This window comes from Streptomyces sp. NBC_00667 (assembly GCF_036226825.1).
Taxonomy (GTDB): domain Bacteria; phylum Actinomycetota; class Actinomycetes; order Streptomycetales; family Streptomycetaceae; genus Streptomyces.
In genome coordinates, this window is record NZ_CP109022.1 from 62,512 (window position 1) to 85,483 (window position 22,972).

Consider the following 22,972-nt stretch of genomic DNA (forward strand, 5'->3'; position numbering starts at 1 on the left):
GGGGACGGCCGCCCAGACCGTCCCCCGCCCCCCGGGGGCCGGTCAGCCGCGCACAGCGGTGGTCTGTCGCGCCGCCAGGACCGCGCAGCGAATGCCGCCGCCGGGATACCACTCCATCACCGGGCCCGCTGTGTCGCCGTGTTCCGGACACCAGGACACCGGGACCACCCCGCCACAGTCGTACCGCGCGCACACGCAGCTCTCCCCCGGGCCCGCGTAGTCCACCGCGTGGCGGACCACCTCGCCCCCCGGCGTCGGCGCGTCCGTACCCCGCAGGCCGGCCGGCCAGGCAAGCGTCACCCGCAGCCCGCCCGACCCCGACCGGAACCGCTCGACCACCCGGACTTCCCCGGGCATCGCCAACGGGGCCGTTCTCGGCGCGGTCAGCCGGCGCACCGCCGCCCCGAACTCCCCCGCCGTCAGCTCAGCCAACGCGTCGGCATCCGCGTCATTGGACCAGCCGGCCAACTCGTCCTCCCCCTCGGCGTCGTCGGCCAGGGTCAGCCACGGGTCATCGAGCCGGAACCGGCGCGTGGCGCCTCCAACGGCGGTCAGCACCAGCGAGGCCGCCGGCATGGCCATGGGTACTTCGATCTTGTCGTGGGCGAGCAGCCAGGCGACCACCGCCGACCGGTCGAACTGCGGGTGCACGTCGCTGCCGGCCACCGGTTCGGGGAAGTCGGGGTGCCAGCGGCGCCAATTCACCACCGCGGCCCGGCTCACCCGGGCGATCCGCGCCACCTCCGCCAACAACACCCGCTCCCACACCGGATTCGCATCGAGCGCGGCGAGCGGGGAACGGCGCCCCGCAGTGACCGCGTACACCGCCGCCAGTCCACCGAGGGCCGCACGACGGGAAGCAGGGCGACGTCCCGGGCGTCGTGCAGCGGGACGGTGGTGACGCCGCCGTGGCGCTTGTAGTCGATCTCCACCGATCCGAATCGGGGCGACCCAACCGAGGCGGACGACCTGGTCGAAGTCGGCGCGGCGGACACCGAGCCGGCGGGCGGCCTGGTCCGGACCCAGCGGCAGGTGACGGTCGAGGAGGGCGGGCAGGTCCCGGCGGCGGGCGAGAGCGGCAACCTGGTCCGGGTGGGCGTCGGGGTGCCTGAGAAAGAAGGAGCCGGTGCGGCCGGCGCACTCCCGGGGGGTGCCGCCCTTGCCCGGGTGGCTCTGTACACGCGTTCCGACAGCATTGCGACGGCGTTGGGGAGGCACTGGACCGTCCCGGGTCCGGGTTCTGGCTGGTAGGGCTGCAGATCCGCGATGGCTGCTGTTGGCGCCATCGGTGTCCCGTGCTTTCGGTCAGCCCGACGATGCTGCCCCGGCTGGACGAGCTGGAGGACGATCTGGTCGTCCGCCACCGGCCCGCGATCGCCCAGGACTGGAAGGGATCAGCAGCCGGGACGCCAACAGCGCGTTTGGCGCAGGGCCTGACCGGTCTGGTACATGCCGTTCATCGTGGCCGCTTCAGCTCCGCGAAGCCCCTCGCTCCGACGTGCTCGACGCCCTCTGGGCGGCCTGCCGCGTGCTGACAGTGGACAAGTAACGAAGACGTAGCCCTCAACTCCGCCTGCTCATGGCTCACTTCCTGAACTCTGCCCAGATCCGTCGCGCCGCCAGCGACGGCGGGGCGGAGCGGTCAGGGACACCAGTAGAGACCCGCAGAATTTTTTTCGTCAATACTTTTCACAAGGATTGAAGAAACCTCGAGTTCACAGGTCTGGTGGGCGTGGATCGCGCTGAGGATCTTCAGTTCATGAATGCGGAAACCCTTGACGGTCCAGCTGGAGGGCAGTTCACTCACGCTTCGATCCCCCCGGATTCATGACGTCAGGAGCGCCCCCATGCCACTCCTCTCCGACCGCCCGCCGCGGCTCACCGTCGCTGCGCTCGCCGCCGCCCTGGTCACGGCCCTCCTCGTGCTGCTGCCCGGCACCGCGGCCCAGGCGGCTCCCGTTCTGCTCTCCCAGGGCAAGCCCGCCACCGCCTCCAGCGTGGAGGGCGCCGGGACCCCGGCCGGTGCGGCCGTCGACGGCGACAACGGCAGTCGCTGGTCGAGCCAGTTCGCCGACCCTCAGTGGATACAGGTCGACCTCGGCACCCCCGCCCAGGTGAACCAGGTGGTCCTGCGCTGGGAGGCGGCGTACGCGAAGTCCTACCGGGTCGAGCTGTCCACCGACGGCGCCACCTGGTCCACCGCCTACTCGACGACCGCAGGCACCGGCGGGGTCCAGACCCACGACATCACAGGCACCGCGCGCTACGTCCGCGTCTACGGCACCCAACGAGCCACCGCCTACGGCTACTCGCTCTGGGAGTTCCAGGTCTACGGCACCACGGGCACCGGCCCGGTGATCCCCGGCGGCGGTGACCTCGGACCGAACGTGATCGTCTTCGACCCCTCGATGCCGGACATCCAGGCCAAGCTGGACCAGGTCTTCGCGCAGCAGGAATCGGCCCAATTCGGCTCCGGGCGTTACCAGTTCCTTTTCAAGCCCGGCACGTACAACGGCCTCAACGCCCAGATCGGCTTCTACACCTCGATCTCCGGCCTCGGCCTCAATCCCGACGACACCACCATCAACGGCGACGTGACCGTCGACGCCGGCTGGTTCGGGGGCAACGCCACCCAGAACTTCTGGCGCTCCGCCGAGAACCTCGCCCTCAACCCGGTCAGCGGTACGGACCGCTGGGCCGTCTCACAGGCCGCGCCGTTCCGCCGGATGCACGTCAAGGGCGGCCTGAACCTGGCGCCCGACGGCTACGGCTGGGCTTCGGGCGGCTACATCGCCGACTCCAAGATCGACGGACAGGTCGGCAACTACTCGCAGCAGCAGTGGTACACCCGTGACAGCTCGATCGGCGGATGGTCCAACGCCGTGTGGAACCAGGTGTTCTCGGGGGTCCAGGGCGCACCGGCCCAGAGCTTCCCGAACGCCCCCTACACCACGCTCGACAGCACGCCCGTCTCCCGCGAGAAGCCCTTCCTCTACCTCGACGGCACCCAGTACAAGGTCTTCGTACCGGCCAAGCGCACCGGCGCCCGCGGCACCTCCTGGGGCAACGGCACGCCGCAGGGGTCCTCGATCCCGTTGAGCCAGTTCTACGTGGTCAAGCCGGGCGCGAGCGCGGCGACGATCAACGCGGCACTGGCCCAGGGCCTGCACCTGCTCTTCACCCCCGGCGTGTACCACGTCAGCCAGACCATCCAGGTCAACCGCCCGGACACGGTCGTCCTCGGCCTCGGCCTGGCGACGATCGTCCCGGACAACGGAGTGACCGCGTTGAAGGTCGCCGACGTAGACGGCATCAGGCTCGCCGGCCTCCTGATCGACGCGGGCCCCGTCAACTCGCCCAGCCTCCTGGAGGTCGGCCCGGCCGGCACCACCACGGACCACGCGGCGAACCCGACCACCGTGCAGGACGTGTTCGTCCGGGTCGGCGGCGCGGGCGCGGGCAGGGCCACAGTCGGCATGGTGATCAACAACCACGACACGATCGTCGACCACACGTGGATCTGGCGCGCCGACCACGGTGACGGGGTCGGCTGGGAGACCAACCGCTCCGACTACGGCTTCCGGGTGAACGGCGACGACGTCCTGGCCACCGGTCTGTTCGTCGAGCACTTCAACAAGTACGACGTGCAGTGGAACGGCGACCGGGGCCGCACGATCTTCTTCCAGAACGAGAAGGCGTACGACGCGCCCAACCAGGCTGCCGTCCAGAACGGCTCCACCAAGGGGTTCGCGGCCTACAAGGTGGCCGACTCGGTCAACACCCACGAGGGGTGGGGGTTGGGCAGCTACTGCTACTACAACGTGGACCCGACCATCCGGCAGGACCACGGTTTCGAGGTGCCGGTGAAGCCGGGCGTCAAGTTCCACGACCTGCTCGTCGTCTCGCTCGGCGGCAACGGCCAGTACGAGCACGTCATCAACGCCACGGGAGCCCCGACCTCGGGGACCTCGACCACCCCGTCGGCCGTCGTCTCCTTCCCCTGACCTGTCCCCGAACCCGCGCAACACGCGGGGCGGCAGTCGGCCGCCCCGCGTTTTCCGGTCCGTTTGAGAGAGCGCTCTCCCATCCAGAGGGCTTCCCCCACCATCCGCAGGAGCAGAAGTGAATCTCCGACCTCGGAGCCTGTCCGCCCTACTGGTTTCGGCGGCTTTCGCCATGACCGCGGCGGCGGGCCTGGGCGGTCTCGCCCTGACCGCCCAGGCCTCTCCCCCCAACGGCGCGGCCGTCCACATGGACCATGCCGCCGTCGCGCCCCTCGCCACCGGTGACGACCCGGACGGGGACGGCTACATCCCGGCCGTGCCGCCGGTCACCGGCGTCACCCCCTCCTGGGCGAACCCACCCGACCGCTACTTCCACGAGTTCCAGGCGAACTGCGCCGTCAGCAAGACCGCCCCCGACGACCCGATCGTCTTCGCAGGCCGGCCCGGCGCCTCGCACAACCACACCTTCATGGGCAACACCACGACCGACGCCAACTCCACCACCGCCTCACTCGGCGCGGGCGGCACGCGCTGCAACGCCCCCGGCGACCTGTCCGGCTACTGGATGCCGACGCTGTACAACGGCAATCAGCCCGTCCTGCCCACCGGACCTCAGGTGATCTACTACAAGACCGGCGTCACCGACTACAAGAGCGTGCGCCCCTTCCCCAAGGGCCTGCGCTTCGTGGTCGGCAGCCCGACGCAGACCGCGGCCGAGTTCCGCGCCCACCGTGGCTGGGTCGAGGGCTGGGAGTGCGGCGACAGCTTCAAGAACGTGGAGTTCCCGGCGAACTGCCCCGCCGGGACACAGCTCAACATCCGCATGCAGTCACCCAGCTGCTGGGACGGCAAGTATCTGGACACGCCCGACCACAAGGCCCATATGGCCTACCCGATCGTGAAGCCTGGCAGCAACGACAACGTGTGCCCGGCCGACCACCCCGTCGCGCTGCCGATGGTCGAGTTCAAGATGGCCTTCCCGGTCAGCGGTGACATGTCGCAGGTGAGGCTGTCCAGCGGCAGTGGCCACTCCTTCCACTACGACTTCTTCAACGCATGGGACGACCGGACGCTGAAGGCCCTTGTCGACCAGTGCATCAACGGCGGCTTCCAATGCAACGCCCGCGGTTACGACGAGACCCACCCCGAGGCGGGATCCGTCCTCGGTCCGGACTACCGGCTCCCGTGACCCGTTCCTCCTCCCCCACCCCCTTCCAAGGAGGTCCAGGCATGCACTCCCGTATGCGTTCCCTCGTCGCGGCCGCACGCCTCGCGGGCACCGCGGCAGTAATCCCCGCGGGACCGGCGCAGGCCGTCGGCAGCGTGGTGAAGGTGACCGGCTCGCAGGGCAGCTGGCAGCTGACGGTCAACGGTTCCCCTTTCGTCGTCAAGGGCGTCACCTGGGGCCCGTCCCCGGCGGACGCCGGGCGGCTGCTGCCCGACGTGAAGTCGCTGGGCGCCAACACCATCCGTACGTGGGGCACCGACGCGAGCAGCCGCCAGCTGTTGGACGCGGCGGCCTCGAACAGCATCAAGGTGGTCGCCGGGTTCTGACTCCGGCCGGGCGGCGGCCCGGGCTCCGCCGGCTGCACCGACTACGTCACGGACACCACGTACAAGAACAACATGCTGGCCGAGTTCACCAAGTGGGTGGAGAACTACCGCGACCACCCGTCGGTACTGATGTGGAACATCGGCAACGAGTCGGTGCTCGGCCTGCAGAACTGCTACAGCGGGACCGAGCTGGAGAACCAGCGCAACGCCTACACCACCTTCGTGAACGACGTGGCGAAGGCCGTCCACCGCATCGACGCCAACCATCCCGTGACGTCCACCGACGCGTGGGTCGGCGCCTGGACGTACTACAAGCGCAACTCTCCCGACCTGGACCTGTACGCCGTGAACTCGTACAAGGAGGTCTGCGGCGTCCGCCAGGCCTGGGAGCAGGGCGGCTACACCAAGCCGTACATCATCACCGAGACGGGACCGGCCGGTGAATGGGAAGTGCCGAACGACGCCAACGGAGTCCCGCTGGAGCCGGGCGACCAGGCGAAGGCGGACGGCTACACCAACGCCTGGAACTGCGTCACCGGCCACCGGGGCGTGGCCCTGGGGGCGACGGTCTTCCACTACGGCACCGAGTACGACTTCGGCGGCCACTGGTTCAACCTGACCCCCGCCGGTGAGCGCCGCACGTCGTACTACGCGCTCAAGCGCGTGTACGGGGGCAGCACCGCCGGGGACAACCAGCCGTCCACCGTGTCGGTGCCCTCCGTGGCTGACCCGGGCACCGTTCCGGCCGGCAAGGAGATCACCGTCCAGGTCCCGGCGACGGACCCCGAGGGCGACCAGCTCGCCTACGAGGTCCTGTGGGGCAGCAAGTACGTCGACGGCGGAAGCGGTCTCGTCTCCGTGCCGTCCACGAACCTCGGCAACGGCACCCTGAAGGTCACCGCGCCGGCGAAGACCGGCACATGGAAGCTGTACGTCAAGGTCAAGGACGGGCGGGGAAACGTGGGCGTAGGACAGCGCTCGGTCAAGGTGGTACCGCCTCCGGTGGCGGGCACCGACGTGGCACTGGGCCGGCCCACGACCGCCTCCACCTACCAGAACGACGGCTACGGCGGCTGCCCGTGCACCCCGGCCCTGGCCACCGACGGCCGCAATGACACCCGCTGGGCCAGCACCTGGGCCGATCCGCAGTGGCTCCAGGTGGACCTGGGATCGGTGAGGCAGCCGAAGCACGCCCAGCTGGTGTGGGAGAGCGCCTACGGAAAGGCGTACAGCATCAAGGTGTCGGACGACGGCCAGAACTGGCGCACCGCGTACGCCACGTCGTCCGGTGACGGGGGGATCGACGACTTCGCCATCAGCGCGTCGGGCCGCTACGTCCGGCTGGAGCTGGCCAACGCGGCACCGGCTACGGCTACTCCTTGTTCCACTTCGGGGTCTATGCCTGACCGCCCGGCCGCCTGAGGCCCTTCCGGATTCCGCGCGCCGCCCCTTCTGCTTCGCAGGGGCGGCGCGCGCGGGTGAGGGCGTGTTCGGAAAGTGTCGGGGGCGTTGGTTTGCTCGGGTGCACCGTCACCTGCGCCAAATTAAGGTGGCGTGTCACGGTCGACCGCGCGGTGGCCCCGCTGGGTCTCACTCACGCGGGAGTCGGCCGGCCTGATCGAGCGCACCCGCGACCCCCGTGACCCGCACGCCATGCAACTCGCCCTCGCCGACCGCGCCCGCCCCCGGCAGGCGGGGGCGGGGGCGGGCGCGGGGGCGCGAGGGAGGGAGGAGGTCTCAGCGGGAGCGGTGGGCGGCGATGATGCCGGCGTACGTGCGGCCGCTGGACTTCACTGTGCGGGCCTGGGTGGCGTAGTCGACGTGGACCAGGCCGAAGCGCTTGTCGTAGCCGTAGGCCCATTCGAAGTTGTCCAGCAGCGACCAGGCGTAGTAGCCGGCCACCGGAGCGCCGCGGCGGGCCGCGCGGGCACAGGCGGTCAGGTGGGAGGTCAGGTAGGCGGTGCGCTCGGGGTCGTGGACGCTGCCGTCGGCTGCGAGGGTGTCCGGGTAGGCGGAGCCGTTCTCGGTGATGTGGATGCGCCGGGCCCCGTACTCCTCGTGGAGCCGCATGATGAGTGTTTCCAGGCCGTTGGCGTCGACCTCCCAGTCCATGCCGGTGCGCGGGACGCCGGGACGGACAGTCTGTCGGGCGAAGGGGGCGGGACCGGCCGGGTCGGCGGTGACGACCTGCGGGAAGTAGTAGTTGAGGCCGATCCAGTCCAGAGGGGCCGCGACGGCCGCGAGGTCGCCGGGGCGTTCGGGCAGTTCCACGCCGTAGACCTCGCGCATGTCGGCGGGGAAGCCGCGCCCGTGGACCGGGTCGAGCCACCAGCGGTTGACGTGGCCGTCCATGCGCCGAGCGGCGGCGCGGTCGGCCTCGCTGTCGGTGGCGGGTTCGATGGTGGAGAGGTTGTTGACTATGCCGATCCGGGCGCCGGGGGCCGCGGAGCGGACGGCCTGGGTGGCGAGGCCGTGGCCGAGCAGCAGGTGGTAGGAGGCGCGGACGGCGGCAGTCAGGTCCGTCCAGCCGGGGGCCATCTTGCCTTCCAGGTGGCCGATCCAGGCGGAGCACAGCGGTTCGTTCAGGGTGGCCCACTGGGTGACGCGGTCTCCGAGCCGGCCGGCCACCAGGCCGGCGTACGCGGCGAAGTGCTCGGCGGTGGCACGCTCGGGCCAGCCGCCGAGGTCCTGGAGGGCCTGTGGGAGGTCCCAGTGGTAGAGGGTGACGTTGGGTTCGATTCCGGCGGCGAGCAGGGCGTCGATCAGCCGGTCGTAGTGGTCCAGGCCCTTGGCGTTGGCGGGGCCGTCTCCGTCGGGCAGGATGCGCGGCCAGGCGACGGACAGCCGGTAGGCGTTGGTACCGAGGTCCCGCATCAGGGCGATGTCCTCGGGCCAGCGGTGGTAGTGGTCGCAGGCGGTGTCGCCGGTGTGGCCGTTGTCGATGGCGCCGGGGACACGGCTGAAGGTGTCCCAGATGGAGGGGGCGCGGCCGTCCTCATCGACCGCTCCCTCGATCTGGTAGGCGGAGGTGGCGGTGCCCCAGGCGAAGTCGGCGGGGAGGGCGGCCAGATCGAGGGCGTCCTCGGTGGCCGGGTGCCCGACGGCGTCGTCGGCGGCCCCGCGCCCGGTCAGGGGGAGGCTTTCGGAAAGGGTCATTTGACGGCTCCTGCCGTGAGTCCGGCCACCAGGTACTTCTGCAGCAGCAGGAAGCCGGCGACGACGGGGATGCTGACGACGAGTGAGGCGGCCATGATCTGGTTCCAGTAGACGTCGTTCTGCGTGGAGTAGCCCTGCAGTCCGACGGCGAGGGTGCGGGTGGCGTCGTTCGTCATGACGGAGGCGAAGAGCACTTCGCCCCAGGCGGTCATGAAGGCGTAGACGGCGACGGCGACGATGCCGGGGACCGCTGCGGGGATCACGACGCGGAACAGTGCGCCGAGCGGGCCGCAGCCGTCGACGGTGGCCGCCTCGTCGAGGTCTCGGGGCACCGAGTCGAAGTAGCCGATGAGCATCCAGATGGAGAAGGGCAGGGAGAAGGTGAGGTAGGTGAGGATGAGCCCGCCACGGGAGCCGTAGAGGGCGACCCCGGTGCTGTTGCCGATGTTGACGAAGATCAGGAACAGCGGGAGCAGGAAGAGGATCCCCGGGAACATCTGGGTGGACAGCACGGTCACCGTGAACAGGCGCTTGCCGCGGAAGCGGTAGCGGCTGACGGCGTAGGCGGCGAACACTGCGATGACCACGGAGCAGACGGTCGCTGCTCCCGCCACGATCAGGGAGTTCACGAAGTACTCGGCGAGCGGGACAGTGTGCCAGATGTCGATATAGGGGCGGACGGTCAGCCCGGTGGGGATCCACCGGAACTGGCCCGAGACGTCCTGGAGCGGCTTGAGGGAGCTGGTGACCATCACGTAGACGGGCAGGAGCACGAAGCCTGCGAGCAGGGTCAGGAAGACGGCCCGGATCACCCGGAAGGAGGTGGGCGGATCGAGCGGGCTGCGGGCTCTAGCGGGCATCGGCTTCCCTCCGGCCGCGGGTGGTGACGAGCAGGTAGACGGCGGTGACCAGCAGGAGGAAGAGGAGCAGCAGCACCGACATGGCCGACCCGGTGCCGAAGTTCCAGGTCACGAAGCTGGACTGGTAGATGTGGACGGATATCAGGTCCGCTGCCTGGGGTGCGGACTTGCCGAACAGCACGAATGGCGTGTTGAAGTCGTTGAAGGTCCACAGAAACAGCACCAGGACCAGGACCTGGTTCACGGCGCCGACCGATGGCAGGGTGATGCGGCGGATCTGCTGCCAGATGCCCGCTCCATCCAGTGCAGCGGCCTCGTAGAGGTCCTTGGGGATGTTCTGCAGGGCGGCCATGACGATGAGGAACGCGAACGGCCAGCCCTTCCACACGGACACCGTCAGCAGGGCCCAGAAACTGTTGTCGCCCAGGAGCCAGAAGGTGTGCGCGGTTCCTCCGATGCCGAGCTGGTCGTGCAGGACGTGGTTCACCAGGCCGTTGTCGCGCTGGAACATGAAAGCCCAGGTGATCACGGCCGCGTAGACGGGCAGGGCGTACGGGACCAGGAACAGGGCCCGCAGGAAGCCTCGGCCGCGGAATGCCTCCTGCATAAACACGGCGGCCGCGGTGCCGAGCAGCCAACACAGGGCCACGGAGAGCAGGGTGAACAGGCAGGTCGTCAGGAAGGATCCGAGCAGGGCCTCGCCGACGGGCCGGTTGACGTCCACGGCGAGTCGGTAGTTGTCGAAGCCCGTCCAGGGAGCGCCGGACCAGTCCCGGATGAAGAACTGGGTGAGCCGGCGGAAGCTCATCAGGATGCCCATCACCATCGGGACGAGGTGGATGAGCAGTTCGAGGAGGAGCGCAGGCAGGAGGAGGAGGTAGGGCAGGGCTGCGCGGCGCAGCCGTCCGGGCGGGCGGCCGCCGCCGACCGCGCGGCGCAGCGTCCCTGGCGGGGTGGTATCGGGCGGGATCACGGTGGGTGCGGAAGTCATCGGGCGGGGCTCAGTTCGACATCTGCTGCTGGGCCTTGGTGAGCTTCGCCTTGACCGACTCGGAGGTCACCGGGCGACCGGCCGCGGCGTCGGCGAAGAGCTCCTTGACGGCGGTGCCGACGGTGGTCTCGAACTGCGACTCCTCGGGAACCTGCGGCAGCGGGGCGGCGCTGGTGGCGAGGGTGGTGCGGAGCACGGTGAGGTCCTCGGTGGCGAAGGCGGGGTCGTTCTGGGCGGCCTTGACCGGCGGGATGGAGCCGTAGGTCTTGTTCAGGAGCCTCTGTTCTTCGTCGCTGGTCATGAACTTCACGAACTTCAGGGAGCCGTCGATGTTGTCGGTGTTCTTGAAGACGGCCATGTTGATGCCGGCGACCATGGAGTTGGTGTTCTTTCCGGTGCCGGGGGCGCCGCCGGCCGGGACGGGAACGGGGGCAACGCCCCAGTCGCCCTCCTTCATGCCGTGCGCCTTGAAACTGCTGGCGGCGCTCTGCCACAGGACCATTGCGGTCTTGCCGTTGGCGAAGTCCTGGAGGGACTGGTTCTTGTCGTACTCGGCGTTGCCCGGCGCGATGATCTTGTCCTTGGCCATCAGGTCGACGTACTGCTTGACGGCCTCGACGTTGGCGGGGGTGTCGAAGGTGGGCTTGCCGGCGGTGTCGAAGAACGCGGCGCCGTGCTGTTTGGAGAGCACGAAGGCCTGGTGGATGTTGTTGGAGAGGTTCGAGCCCTCGGCGCCCAGCGCCCACTTGCCGTCCTTGGACAGCTTCTGGCCGACGGTGACCATCTCGTCCCAGGTGGCCGGCGGCTTTTCGATGCCTGCCTCCTGGAACATCTTCTTGTTGTAGTAGAGCGCGTAGGACATCGAGTAGAGCGGGACGGCTGCCGGGTCCTTGCCGGACGCACCGGCCGATCCGATGGCGGCTTCGACGAAGCGGTCCCGGCCGCCGATCGCCCGGAAGTTCTCGGTGTCCCAGGGCAGCAGCGCTCCGGTGGCCTGGAGGGAGGAGGACCAGGTATTGCCGATGTTGAGGACGTCCGGGCCCTGGCCGGAGGCGGTGGCGGCGAGGATCCGGTTGAGCAGGTCGGCCCAGGGGACGACTTCCAGCTTGACCTTGATGCCGGTCTGCTGTTCGAACTTCTTCAGCTCGGGAGCGAGCGCGGCCTGGTCCGCCGCGATGTCGGGCCCCTGGTTGGAGGCCCAGTATGTGAGCTCCTGGGGGGCGGTGTTGGAACCGCCCCCGCTGTCCGTCGACCCGCCGCCGCAGGCAGTGGCGGCGGTGGCGAGGAGGGAGACTGTGACGGCGGCGGCAGCGACCCGGGTTCTGCGCATGGCGGCTCGGTCCCTTTCGGCGGGATGCGGGAAGGCCGACGCGGCGCACTCCGTCCAGGCCTTAATTTAGGACGTGAGTTAAGCTCTGTGAAAGGGTCGCGTCAAGGGCTCGCACAACGGTATGTTGCGAGCGATGCCACTGCGGAAGGGGCCGGATGACCACGGGACGTAGCGGGCGAACGGTACGGGACCTGCGGCGGGGCAATCGGAGCGCCGTCCTCCAACGTCTGTACTTCGGCGGGCCGATGAGCCGCCAGGAGCTGGGGCCCGCCACGGGGCTGAGCTCCGGATCCGTCAGCAATGTCGTCGGAGAGCTCGTCACCGACGGATTCCTGGAGGAAGCCGGCGTCGTCGACTCCGACGGCGGCCGCCCCCGCACGCTGCTGCGCGTGGCCCCGGGCAGTGCGCACATGATCGGCGTCGACGTCGGCGAGACCCGCGTCCGTGTCGAGCTGTTCGACCTGACCTTGAGAGAACTGGCCCGCGCCGAAATGCCGCTGCTGCCACGCGGCTGTTACGACGTGGGCCCCATCGTCGCCCACATCAAGGACGGGATCGCCGCCGTACTCGCCGAGGCGGCCATCGGCGCCGAGCGGCTGCTGGGCGTGGGCGTCGGAGTGCCCGGCATCGTCGAACGGGGCGCACCGGGCGGGACCGTGGTACACGGCCAGACCATCGGCTGGGACGCCGTACCGCTGGAAGAGCTGCTGCGCGCCACCGGAGCCGTGCCGAACGAGGTCCCCTACATCATCGACAACGGCGCGCGAACCCTCGGCCAGGCGGAAATGTGGTTCGGGGCGGGGCGCGGCGCCCGGGAGGCGCTGGTCGTGCTGTTCGGGTCGGGCGTCGGCGCGAGCCTGATCACCGACGGCTCGCCGGACGGCGGGACGACGGAGGGGATGCCGCTGGAGTGCGGGCACCTCACGGTCTCGGTGCGCGGCAGGCGCTGCCGGTGCGGGGGTCTGGGCTGCCTGGAAGCCTATACGGGGGCGGAGTCGCTGCTGGCGCGGTGGGCGGAGCGGGGCGGCGGCCCGGTGGACTCCGTGGACGAGGAGGAGGCCCTCTCGGCGCTGCTGGCGGCGGCCCGTACGGAGGACCCCGTCGCGCTGGAGGTGCTGGAGGAGACCGCGGAATACCTGGGGGCGGGTCTGTCCGGCCTCATCAACCTCTTCCAGCCGGAGCGCATCCTGATCGGCGGCTGGGCGGGCCTGGTGCTGGGCCCCCACATCCTTGCGGCGGTACGTGAGCACACGACCCGGTACTCGCTGCGTCATCCCGCCGGCCGGGTCGCCATCGGCATGGGCTCCCTGGGGCCGGACGCCGTGACGGTCGGCGCGGCGACGCTCCCGCTGTCCGCCTTCTTCGCCACGGGCGGCCGCCGCACGGCACCCCAGCCCCACATCGAGCCCCCGGCCTGGCGCACGGCCCTGCGCGTCCGCGGCGAAACGACGCCCCGCCGCGCGTGACCGGACGCCGGCCTGCCGGCCCCACCACCGAGCACGCGGGGCACTTTGGCGCGAAGCCCCGACGCCTTTGCACCGCCGGGCGGCCGCCGCAGGACCAGCTCCAGGCGGGGGCCAGGTATCAGCCCCGGGGCGTTCACGCCGAGTCGCGCACTACCAGGTGGGGCGCGAACAACACCGACGCCGGCCCCGTGTCCGACGCGCCCGCGACACGGTGCAGGAGCAGTCGGACCATCTCGGCCGCCATGTCCTCCACCGGCTGCCTCACGGTCGTCAGCCTCGGCCGGCAGGCCGCCGCCGCGCCGGAGTCGTCGAAGCCGACCACCGCCACGTCGTCCGGAATCCGGCGGCCGTGCTCGCGCAGTACCAGGCAGGCTCCCTGCGCCATCAGGTCGTTGGCGGCGAACACCCCGTCGAGAGCGGGCTGTTCGGCAAGCAGGCTCCGCATCGCCCGCTCGCCCCCGTCGAGGGTGAAGTCCCCCTCGGCCACCCGGACCTCCCCGCCGCGCGCCGCCTCCCGGAACCCCGCCACCCGTTCCCGACTCGCCGGCAGGGCCGCCGGACCCCCTATCGCAACGAGTCGGCCGCGTCCTAGAGCCTGCAGGTGCCGCGCCGCCAGTGACCCGCCTTCGCGGTGCCGCACATCCACGTGGTCGAGCAGAACCCCGGCCGGCGGTCTCGCGAACAGCACCGCCGGCAGCCGGGCCGCCGCGAGCACTCCGGGCAGCGGATCGCGGGGACGGGTGGTCACGAGCAGGGCCCCGTCGGCGCTGCCCTGCGTCAGGTGCGCGACCACCTCGGCGCGGTCCTCGGCGTTGTCGGCGAACATGAGCAACGGGTGCATGCCCTTCGGTCGCAGCGCCCGCACGACTCCGCTGACCACGCGCCCGAAGAAGGGGTCCTGGAACACCCCGGCCGCGAACTCGTCCCGCGCGCCGGCGGACCTCGAGTCCGCGCCGGAGATGACCAGGGCGACGGTGCCGGAGCGGCGGGTGACCAGGGAGCGGGCAGCCCGGTTGGGCACGTAACCGGTCGCGGTGACGGCCTGCTGGACCGCCTGCGCAATGTCCGGGTCGACGTTCCGCACCCCGTTGACCACACGGGACACGGTCGCCCGGGACACTCCGGCCCTGCGGGCCACGTCCTCCAGCGTCGGGCTCGCCCCCACGCCCGTGCTCTCTCCCGTACGCCGCCCCGTGTCCATGGCGGCACTGTAGCGGCCGGGTCTCGCTATGAGACGTCGAGGTGGGTCCGCAGGGGCAGTCGGGCTGCGTCGGGTCCCGCGAGGACGGTGAACCGGCCCGGTTCACGCTCCCAGGCACGGGCCGCCGGGGACCAGTGCTGCAAGGCGCGGGCGGGGATGCGGGGACGCGCCGTCACCCGCTCCTGCGGCTCGGCCTCGACGGCCGCCCAGCCCGCGAGCCAGCGCACCGGCCGGTCGACCGCCGAGCCGGGGCGCGCCAGGTAGAGCTGGACGACCTCCCTGCCTGCCCGGGAGCCGGTGTTGCGGAGCATGACGGGGACCACGCAACCGCCGTCCGGAGCAGGTTCGGGCGGACCGATGCGCTCGTACTGCCAGGTCGTGTAGCCGAGACCGTGGCCGAACCAGTACGCCGGGCTCGTGCCCGCGCGCAGCCAGGCGCGGTAGCCGATGTGCAGTCCCTCCTCGTACGGGAGGACTCCGTCCGTGGGCCGGGTGGCGCGGATGGGGGCGTCGGCAACGGTTCCGGGCCAGGTGGTGGGGAGCCGGCCGCCCGGTTCGGCGCGGCCGAGCAGTACGTCGGCGAGTGCGTGGCCGGCTTCCTGGCCGGGGAACCAGGTCAGCAGGACGGCGGCGGCCTCGGCGCGCCACGGAAGCTCTACGGGGCCACCGCTGTTGACGACGACCAGCGTGCGGGGGTTGGCGCGGATGACCTCGCGCACCAACCGGTCCTGAGGTACGGGAAGTCGCAGGGTCGTGCGGTCGTTGCCCTCGCACTCGTCGCCTTCGGTGGTGCCGACGCAGACGAGGGCCACGTCTGCGTCCCGGGCGGCCTCCACCGCGGCTGCGAGGGCGGCGGTGGCGTCGGGGGCGGGTGGTGAGGCGGTCAGGACGGTGGCCCGACCGGTGCCGGGGACCAGTTCGCGGCGGGCGTGGACCTCCACGGGGCGGTCGGCGGTGAGGTGGATGCGGGCGGTCTGCTGCGGCGGCCGTACGTGGATGACGGCCGGGTCGTCCGTGGCGGGCGGGAACTCGCCTTCCAGCAGCGGTGTCCCCTCGACGGCAAGGCTGAGTGCGCCGAAGCCCCCGAGACCGAGGGTCCAGGGGCCGGTCGTGTCCGGGTGGAGGACCGCGGCCAGTTCGACGGTTCGGGCGCCCGGGGGCAGTCCGGGCTCCAGGACCCGGCCCGACGGCTGGTGTGCGGAGTACAGCACGGCCCCCGCGGCGTCGAGTACGCGCAGCCGTACGCCCGGGGCCCTGGTCTCCGGGTCGCGGGCGTACCGTGCGCCGAGCGGGCCCGGGCCCCCTGAGCCCTCCGGCGGCGGGCCCGGCTCGTAGCCCACGCGCACATGTGCGGGCAGGGCTGCCCGCAGTCCCGCCAGCGGGGCGACGACCCCGTGCGGGAACACTTCCGAGCTACCGCCGCCCTGGGCGCGGGGGTCCCGGGCGTGCGTACCGATGACGGCGACCGAGGCCAGCGCTCCGGGGTCCAGCGGCAGCGCCCCCCGGTTCTCCAGCAGGACGAAACTCGCGGCGGCGGCCTCGCGCAGCAGCCGCCGGACGCCACGATCCCCGGCGGCAGGCGGAGCTCCGGGCGCCGCGCCGCGGCCGGCCTCGGGTGGGGACCCGGCACGGCCGGGCGCCGAGCTGAGTGCTCCTGCCTCGGCGGCGTGGAGGGAGTCGTTGGGTGGAATCCTCGGCTCGCACGGCACCGACGTCGCACCGGGTTCGGTGAAGGCCCCGACGCGGGCGGCCAGCCGCAGCACGCGGCGGGCTTTCTCCCGTACGGTCTCAGGCGGGACCAGACCACGCTCCACGGCGTCCAGCAGCGCCTCGCCCCAAGGGCCGCCCGGGCCCGGCATCAACAGGTCCTGGGCGGCGAGGGCGGTGGCGACGGTGGAGCGGCCGGCGCCCCAGTCGCTGACGACCACCCCGTCGAAGCCCCACTCGCCCTTCAGCGGATCGGCGAGGAGGGGACTTTCGCTCATCGACGTCCCGTTGACCTTGTTGTACGCCGACATCACCACCCAGACGCCCGCGCGGACGGCAGCCTCGAAGGGCGCGAGATACAGCTCCCGCAGGGCCTGTTCAGCGACCTGCACGTCGAGGGTCAGCCGCTCGGTCTCGGAGTCGTTGGCGACGTAGTGCTTCGCTGTCGCCGCCACACCCCGCGACTGGACGCCCCGGATGAGGGCTGCACCGGTCCGGCCGGTGAGCAGCGGATCCTCGGCGAAACACTCGAAGTGCCGGCCCGCGAGCGGGCTGCGTTGGTCGTGCCTGCCGGTCTTGCGGGCGAGGACGGCCTGCTGGCGGGGCGCCTCCGCAACCGTCAGGGGCGCCCCGGCGGCAGAGGCGAACTCTCAGGCGCCGTCGGCGGCCATCCCGCCGGGTTGGCGGCCAGTCGAGCTCGATGAGGATCCGTGTCGCCGGGAGGCAGGCCTGGGCCGGCATGGTGAAGTTGTCGCCGTTGCTGGTGGACTGGTGACCGGCGGAGATGAGGCGGGGCAGGCAGAGGGCGACGCTGGAGCAGGCGCAGTCGTTGCAGTCGGCCGAGGCGCCCCGACGTTCTACCGCAAGGATGTCCGGGGGTGTGTCGGAGGGTGTGCGGCCGAGTCCCAGTATCGCGTCGCGCAGCCCCGCAACGAGTGTCTCGCCGAGGTGCGCCTCTTCGGCCTTGGCCGGGTCGGCACCGCGTTGCCCGCCCCCGTGCCGCAGTTCGTCAGCGGCTCGGCTGCCTCGCCCGCCCGACCACGGTCTGCGCGGCCCTCTCCCTGGCCACCAGCTTCGCTCTGCCGAAGGCTGGGTTCGACTCCGGCTGGAAGCTGGCGGAGGTCGCCGTCCTGTTGCTCCTTCTGGCCGTGGTCACCCGTTGGTCACCCTGCGCGAACTGAAGTCGGCCCTCCCGCTGACCGCCCTTGCCCCCGCCCCGGCAGCGCCCACGGCTACGTCGCCTCTCACCGCCCTGGCCCATTGTTTCTAGCTGTGGTCGCTGTTCGCGATCACCCGGCTCAGGAGAAGAACGCTCTGGCGTAGGCATGCCCCGGCCTCGGCCCGGGGCCGGCTCTGGCCGCCATCTCTCAAACATGAGAGCGATGAGTGGCGTCCGGTTCGCCCACTGCACCGAAGTCCCGCCAGGTTCGCCGAGACCGGACAACCCGGCACGTGACATATGCTGGCCTGCATGTTGATCCGCTGTTTATCGGTGTGTGCCACGGTGCACCGCGTCGCCATCTCACCGACGAATGGAGCAGGTATGACGACGGCGGTCAACTCCGACAACAGCGCAAAGCTGACGTACAAGATCTCATTCACCGCAGGCCCTGACCTCGAAGGCAGCTTCGAGAGCGTGTCGGGCAGCGCGGTGGTCGGCTACAGCCACTACGAGGGAAAGCCGGAGGGGGGCAACGGGCCCCTCAAAGACCAGTACATGCACGAAAAAGACCCTGAGAAGCAGACCATCAATCTCCTGGCCAACGCGATCTACGCACGTCTGGGATGCCAGAACAATGGCCAGTACTTACCGGCCATCATGGCCCAGATCACCGGAGGCAGCATCTCGCTCTACTCCGATAAGGGCCCTTGCCATTCCTGCCGGCCGATCATCAGGAAGTTCCTGGCGGACTACCCCATGCTCAGCTTCCAGGTCAGGTACCGCAAGACAGACGGATGGGGCAAGCCGATCCCGGCCTTGGCGCCGGCCGGGGGGAACCTTGTTGGCGCGTACGGCTACGAGGACGCCGTGGAAGTGAACGGCTTCTGGTGCAAGGTCCTCGCCTGATTGCCCGGTTCAGCATCCGCCGGTAGGCCCCACTGACTGGCGTGTCCGCGCAACCTAGGCCAACATCACCGCCACCCCTGCACAGCCCCGCAAGCCCGGACGAACTGGAACGGCTGCGCAAGCGTGGAATCCTGGGCACTCCTCCCCTGCTCGGGAAGGTTCCATGAACGGACCCTCGGCCGAGCTCGCTCAGCGGCCGAGGGATGGCACCGGCCTGGAGCTCAACGAGTAACTGCGCGTCGGCGCGGAGGTGCCGGCTTCGCCGCCCCTAGCGAATCCTGCACCCGGACCAGTCACCCTCCTTGCCCGCCGGGCGGCCCGGTACTACGCATGAAGCCGGGCCGTCACCTCAAACCGTCCACTCAATATCCGCAACGGTGACGACGAGCACCGACAGCGCGGCCTGGGCGTCAAGGGTCCGCCCGACTGCCCTGTCGACCGCACCTCGGCAGGGCCACCGTCTAGACGGCGCTGAGGTTTTCCATGGAGCCGGCCAAGGCATAGGCGGACCGTGACGTGTGCCGACGGTCCCGGTCGCGTAGGTCGTGGTTGCGACGAGTTGGGCGCCACCCGACACGGCCGGATCCCTCATCTGCCATCGCCGACTTGTCATGGTCCGCCGTCTTCTTCGGCCCTCACCCCGCAGACCTGTTCGGGCGGCACGGGTGACGGCCCAGGCATCGCCGGGAACGCCCCTCCCCTCCCGTCCGTGGGCAGGCCAGGGGCCGATCGACGCCGCATCGGCGGCGCGGCGACCGACGACGCTTGCCGGAGGGGCCGGCTGACACCGCGCCTGGCCAATGGGAGGCGTGTCAACGCTCCGACGGTTGCCCCGGTCCCCGGCGGAAACCGCCTCGCATCGGCATCGCTATCGACCAGCGGATCAATTCCTTTCACGCCTTCACGGTCTTCCAAGATCCGGTCGAGTGGGGCGTCCGCTCGGGGGAAATGCGGCAGACCGCGCCTGGGCTGCCCGACGTGCGGCGCCCTTCACGTCGGGAGGCGAGCGGAGATACCGAGGCAGCCGGTGCTCTTGCTGCCTCGTGAGGGCAGGCTGGCAGGAAGTGCCTGGTATGTGCAACGCTGCACAGACAACCAGCCTGGTCTGGTAGGAGGCCCCGCGCCGCCCTTGGGGTCATGACATGACCGGGGCGCGGTACGGGTTGTCTTGCTTGGCTGCACGCGGCCCTACGCCGCGTGCTTGATGCCCTCCCCGCCCGGGGGCGCGAGGCTCGACCCCGATCGAGGGGTGGACCATGAACGAATCCACCGCAGTGAAGCGGCGCAACCTCCACGATGCCCACAGCGTGATCACTGTCGTCGGCGACATGGACGTCAAGACCCATCCCGAACTCAAGGAAGCCTCGCAGGTTGCGGCCGCGGTTGCCGTCACCGGCCGGCTGCTGCAATTGGACCTGTCGGGAGTCGCCTTCATGGATTCCAGCGGTCTCAAAGTGCTGCTCGTGCTGCGTCGACACCTGACGGCGGCCGGTGGATGCCTCACCGTCACCGGCCTGCAATCCCAGCCCAGAGACTTGCTCGTGCTGACGGGGACCTACGCCCTCCTCACACACAACACGCAACGGGGCGAACCCGCTCGAAGCCTGTGTGAGTGCTCGGGACACCGGGTGCCGGACCGAGCACCGCTTCGCCCCGAAGCGCCCACACCCGCTAGTGGCATGCGCACAGCACTGGCCAACCGTACGAAGTAGACCTTTTCCTCGCCGCAGGCACCCGGCAATCTCGGTCACGTCGCGCGTACGAGCGGGAACTGTGGGCGCGGGAAGACCCCAGGCAGCCGGCCCCCGGCGAGCGTGGTGCAGCGCGTACGAGGACGCGGTGGTGACGGAAGCGCCCGGTTGGATGTCGATCATTTCGTGCCGTTGGCGGAGGTCTACGACTCTGAGCAGACCCCTTGGTCAGCGGCGCGGCGGGAGGCGTAGGCGAACGACCAGGGATCCCCGGACACGCTGTTCGCGGTCTCGGCCGAGTCCAACCGCAGCAAGGCTGACAAGGACCCGGCCGAGTGGCTTCCCTCTCACGGCTCGTATCACTGCACGTACGTTGCGACCTGGGTCGCCACGAATCTGCGTGGGTACCTGGCGGTCGACGAGAGCGAGCGCCAGGCCCTCCTCGGGCTGTGCCGAGGACTACCCGACGACCACCGTGGTCTACGCACCCGCCCCCTGTCCCCCACGGGGATGGTCACCGTGACCGCCCCTCGCTCCCGAATCGTCGGGGTGAGAGGGGCAGATGGCGCGCCCCCGTAGCGGCACGTGGACACAATCCTGGCCAAACCGGGCGACATCGTCCGTTACGCCCTCCAGTGGCCGGACGGCGCTTACACCGACGGCGCGACCACCGCCTCCGCACTCCTGTCCGCCTGAGGCAACGACAGAACGAAGTGGTCCGACGCCTGGGGCCGGACCAGCGGCTACATGGGCCTCAACACCGGCCGGCGCACCCCACGTTCCGGGCAGCTCTTCGAAGTCCAGTTCCACGCCCCCGCCAGCAAGCACGCCCAGGAGGTCACCCACCTCCTGTACGGCAAGCAGCGCCTGCCCTCCACCACCCCGGGCCGCAAGAAAGGGCTCCAAGCCCGGCAGGACGCCGCATTCGCCGCCGTACCCGTGCCACCAGTAGCCGACCAGCTGAGCGCACCCCGCCAAACCGCCCCGCCCCCATTGCCCGTCCCCGTCCTCGGCCGCGGATCACTGGCCGATTCGGCGCCCATGTCGTCGGCTTTCGTTCCCAGACGCGGAACAGATCGTGGGGTCAGGTGAGCGCGCAGGTGGCGCGCAACAGCGACCCTCAGGGCAGCGGCTGCCAGTCGGGCTGCGCGTTGTGGACCATCTCGCGGGGCCCGCTTGTGATCCGCTGCTCCGCCGTTCCGTCCAACTTCTTGGTGTAGATATCGGCGTTTCCGAGTCGGTTCCACGAGCTGTAGGCGATCCAGGCGCCGTCCGGTGAGAAGGCCGGCTGCCACTCCTCCGAGACGTCGGTAGTGACTCTTTCCTGCCCGGAGCCGTCGACGTTCATCACGTAGATGTCGGTGTTCCCGCTCCGATTGCTCTGAAAGGCAATCTTCTTGCCGTCGGGAGAAAAAGCGGGCCACGCGTCACTCGCTGAGTCGGTGGTTAGCCGACGCATATCCAGGCCGCTGCATCCCATGATGTAGATATCGCGGTTTCCGCCCGCCCGTTTGCTGGAGAAGGCGATTTTGCAGTCAGTCGGAGACCATGCGGGTTCCGTGTCAAGTTCCGGATCGAAAGTGAGCTGCGTGGCGAGCCGGGCACTTTCGGGGTCGACGCGGTAGATCTCGTAATTGAACGGCTGCCTGGCGGACACGTCACGGGTGCTCGTGAAGGCGATGGTCTGCCGCGGCCGGGAAAACCCCGGGGCGAAGGTGGGCTGGAACTCGCCCGACGCTTCTTCGGTGATCCGCGTTTCATCCGTACCATCGGCATTCATGGTGTAGATGTCCCAGTTGTCGTCGCGGAGGCTGGCAAAAGCGATCTTGCTTCCATCGGATGAGAAGACGGGGTCCCGGTCGGGGAACGAGTTGTTGGTAAGTCGCCTCAGCGATGCGACATCCTCCCGCGTTCTCCCCGCGTTCATGGCGTAGATTTCGTCATTGCCGTCGCGGTCGCTCACGAAGACGATCTTTCCGTTCCGGCCCGGAAACGCGTCGGGCGCCGCGTACGCGTTCGGCGCCCACGGTGCCAGCATGGTAATTGCCAATGCGCCGACAACGAGGTACCGCGACCGCAGCTTCATCGTCACCATCTCCCGTGCTGCCTGTCTCTTTCGAGGCTACCCCCGCTGTCTCGGACCCCGCCCGTTGGTGCACGCCTCGGTGGAGGTGGTCGAGCTGGGCGCGGCCTACCGCAAGTTCGTCGAGGCCTCAACCTTTCGAACGACAGGGCACCGGCCTCGTCGTCCCACACGAGCAGGTGCTTCTCGTCCTGCTCGCGGGGAGGAGCCGTCCTGGGCCTCAGGAGCCGTCAGTTCCCACCCATTCCGCCGTTCACGAGACCCGCCAACCCCACGATGAGGCCACCCAGGAGTGTGCCGGGGGGACCGAAGCCGTTCCCCACCACCGTGGGGCCGTCGTTGCCCACGGTGGTCTGATGGTGCGACGGGATGCGCCGGCTGTCACGGGGGAACGACGGAGGTCAGGCCGCTGCCGACCGCAACGGCGGTAGGGGCCAGGCCTGGACCTGCGAACGGCCATGCCACTGCCAGCCAAGGCCCGGAGCCCGGCTCACTGCCCGCGGTGCTCTACCCACGCTATGGCCGGGGCGGTTGCCCGGCGGCCCACCTCCGAGCACGCGCCGGTGACAGGGCCCGCGCCGGTAGTGCCGAGTGCACAGGGTCGGGCAAACCAGGGTGCAGTGTGTCGTACCCAAGGACGGTCCGGATCGCGACAGTGGAGCACCACCGTCGACCGACGAGGACAACAAATGCCGCAGTTGACGACCGCTCAGCGACGGTCACGCGGAGCTGCCGCCGTAGGTGTAGGTGGAGTCGCCACGGTCATGATCCGACGCAGCACCCGGAGGCGCGGCGAGTCGCTCGGTCGTCACGCACTGCCCGAAAGCAGGAATGAGAACGTACGTGCAGCCGCGACGGCGG

The 22,972-nt window shown here is 70.1% G+C and carries 13 protein-coding genes and 2 pseudogenes; 6 read left to right on the forward strand and 9 right to left on the reverse strand.

Annotated elements, in window-relative coordinates; all coding sequences use genetic code 11:
- Positions 1-42: 42 nt before the first annotated feature.
- Positions 43-825 (reverse strand): hypothetical protein, encoded by a 783-nt coding sequence (locus OHA81_RS00255; protein ID WP_329191552.1) that lies wholly within the window; start codon positions 823-825, stop codon positions 43-45.
- An 817-nt stretch (positions 826-1,642) separates the two neighbouring features.
- Positions 1,643-1,807 (reverse strand): hypothetical protein, encoded by a 165-nt coding sequence (locus OHA81_RS00260; RefSeq protein ID WP_329191554.1) that lies wholly within the window; start codon positions 1,805-1,807, stop codon positions 1,643-1,645.
- A gap of 40 nt (positions 1,808-1,847) precedes the next feature.
- Here OHA81_RS00260 and OHA81_RS00265 point away from each other — a divergent pair, with 40 nt between their 5' ends.
- The 3 genes and pseudogenes from OHA81_RS00265 (at position 1,848) to OHA81_RS00275 (ending at position 6,964) form a co-directional block, all read left to right on the forward strand.
- The gene (locus OHA81_RS00265) at positions 1,848-4,004 is read left to right on the forward strand and encodes a discoidin domain-containing protein (RefSeq protein ID WP_329191556.1); all 2,157 of its coding nucleotides are present in this window, start codon (positions 1,848-1,850) and stop codon (positions 4,002-4,004) included.
- A gap of 118 nt (positions 4,005-4,122) precedes the next feature.
- Positions 4,123-5,193, forward strand: a complete 1,071-nt coding sequence (locus OHA81_RS00270) for a DUF1996 domain-containing protein (RefSeq protein WP_329191558.1) — start codon at positions 4,123-4,125, stop codon at positions 5,191-5,193.
- Between the two features lie 41 nt (positions 5,194-5,234).
- Positions 5,235-6,964 (forward strand): annotated as a pseudogene (locus tag OHA81_RS00275) (galactose-binding domain-containing protein).
- Between the two features lie 331 nt (positions 6,965-7,295).
- Here the strand turns inward: OHA81_RS00275 and OHA81_RS00285 are convergent.
- Genes OHA81_RS00285 through OHA81_RS00300 form a run of 4 tightly spaced genes read right to left on the reverse strand, consistent with a single transcriptional unit; the run spans position 7,296 to position 11,895 of the window.
- A complete protein-coding gene (locus tag OHA81_RS00285; protein ID WP_329191560.1) occupies positions 7,296-8,714 on the reverse strand; it encodes a GH1 family beta-glucosidase in 1,419 nt (472 codons plus the stop codon).
- Positions 8,711-9,574, reverse strand: coding sequence for a carbohydrate ABC transporter permease (locus OHA81_RS00290; RefSeq protein WP_329191562.1), 864 nt, complete (start codon positions 9,572-9,574; stop codon positions 8,711-8,713). Before OHA81_RS00290 ends, OHA81_RS00285 begins: the two co-directional genes overlap by 4 nt.
- Positions 9,564-10,565: a carbohydrate ABC transporter permease gene (locus OHA81_RS00295; RefSeq protein ID WP_329191564.1), complete on the reverse strand. Its 1,002-nt coding sequence runs from the start codon at positions 10,563-10,565 to the stop codon at positions 9,564-9,566. Before OHA81_RS00295 ends, OHA81_RS00290 begins: the two co-directional genes overlap by 11 nt.
- Before the next feature lie 10 nt (positions 10,566-10,575).
- Positions 10,576-11,895 (reverse strand): ABC transporter substrate-binding protein, encoded by a 1,320-nt coding sequence (locus OHA81_RS00300; protein WP_329191566.1) that lies wholly within the window; start codon positions 11,893-11,895, stop codon positions 10,576-10,578.
- A gap of 155 nt (positions 11,896-12,050) precedes the next feature.
- On the opposite strand from OHA81_RS00300, the gene OHA81_RS00305 reads away from it, so the two are divergent.
- Positions 12,051-13,361 carry an ROK family transcriptional regulator gene (locus OHA81_RS00305; RefSeq protein WP_329191568.1) on the forward strand — a complete coding sequence of 437 codons (1,311 nt, stop codon included), beginning with the start codon at positions 12,051-12,053 and terminating at the stop codon, positions 13,359-13,361.
- A 133-nt stretch (positions 13,362-13,494) separates the two neighbouring features.
- On the opposite strand, the gene OHA81_RS00310 is transcribed toward OHA81_RS00305, so the two are convergent.
- A complete protein-coding gene (locus OHA81_RS00310; protein ID WP_329191570.1) occupies positions 13,495-14,562 on the reverse strand; it encodes a LacI family DNA-binding transcriptional regulator in 1,068 nt (355 codons plus the stop codon).
- 26 nt (positions 14,563-14,588) lie between these two features.
- A pseudogene (locus tag OHA81_RS00315) lies at positions 14,589-16,892 on the reverse strand (glycoside hydrolase family 3 C-terminal domain-containing protein); the annotation flags it as partial.
- Between the two features lie 920 nt (positions 16,893-17,812).
- On the opposite strand from OHA81_RS00315, the gene OHA81_RS00320 reads away from it, so the two are divergent.
- Both OHA81_RS00320 and OHA81_RS00325 read left to right on the forward strand, forming a co-directional pair.
- The gene (locus OHA81_RS00320) at positions 17,813-18,337 is read left to right on the forward strand and encodes a deaminase domain-containing protein (protein ID WP_329191571.1); all 525 of its coding nucleotides are present in this window, start codon (positions 17,813-17,815) and stop codon (positions 18,335-18,337) included.
- Between the two features lie 1,256 nt (positions 18,338-19,593).
- The gene (locus OHA81_RS00325) at positions 19,594-20,049 is read left to right on the forward strand and encodes an STAS domain-containing protein (RefSeq protein ID WP_329191572.1); all 456 of its coding nucleotides are present in this window, start codon (positions 19,594-19,596) and stop codon (positions 20,047-20,049) included.
- A 1,099-nt stretch (positions 20,050-21,148) separates the two neighbouring features.
- On the opposite strand, the gene OHA81_RS00335 is transcribed toward OHA81_RS00325, so the two are convergent.
- Positions 21,149-22,123: a TolB family protein gene (locus OHA81_RS00335; protein ID WP_329191573.1), complete on the reverse strand. Its 975-nt coding sequence runs from the start codon at positions 22,121-22,123 to the stop codon at positions 21,149-21,151.
- Positions 22,124-22,972: the final 849 nt, after the last annotated feature.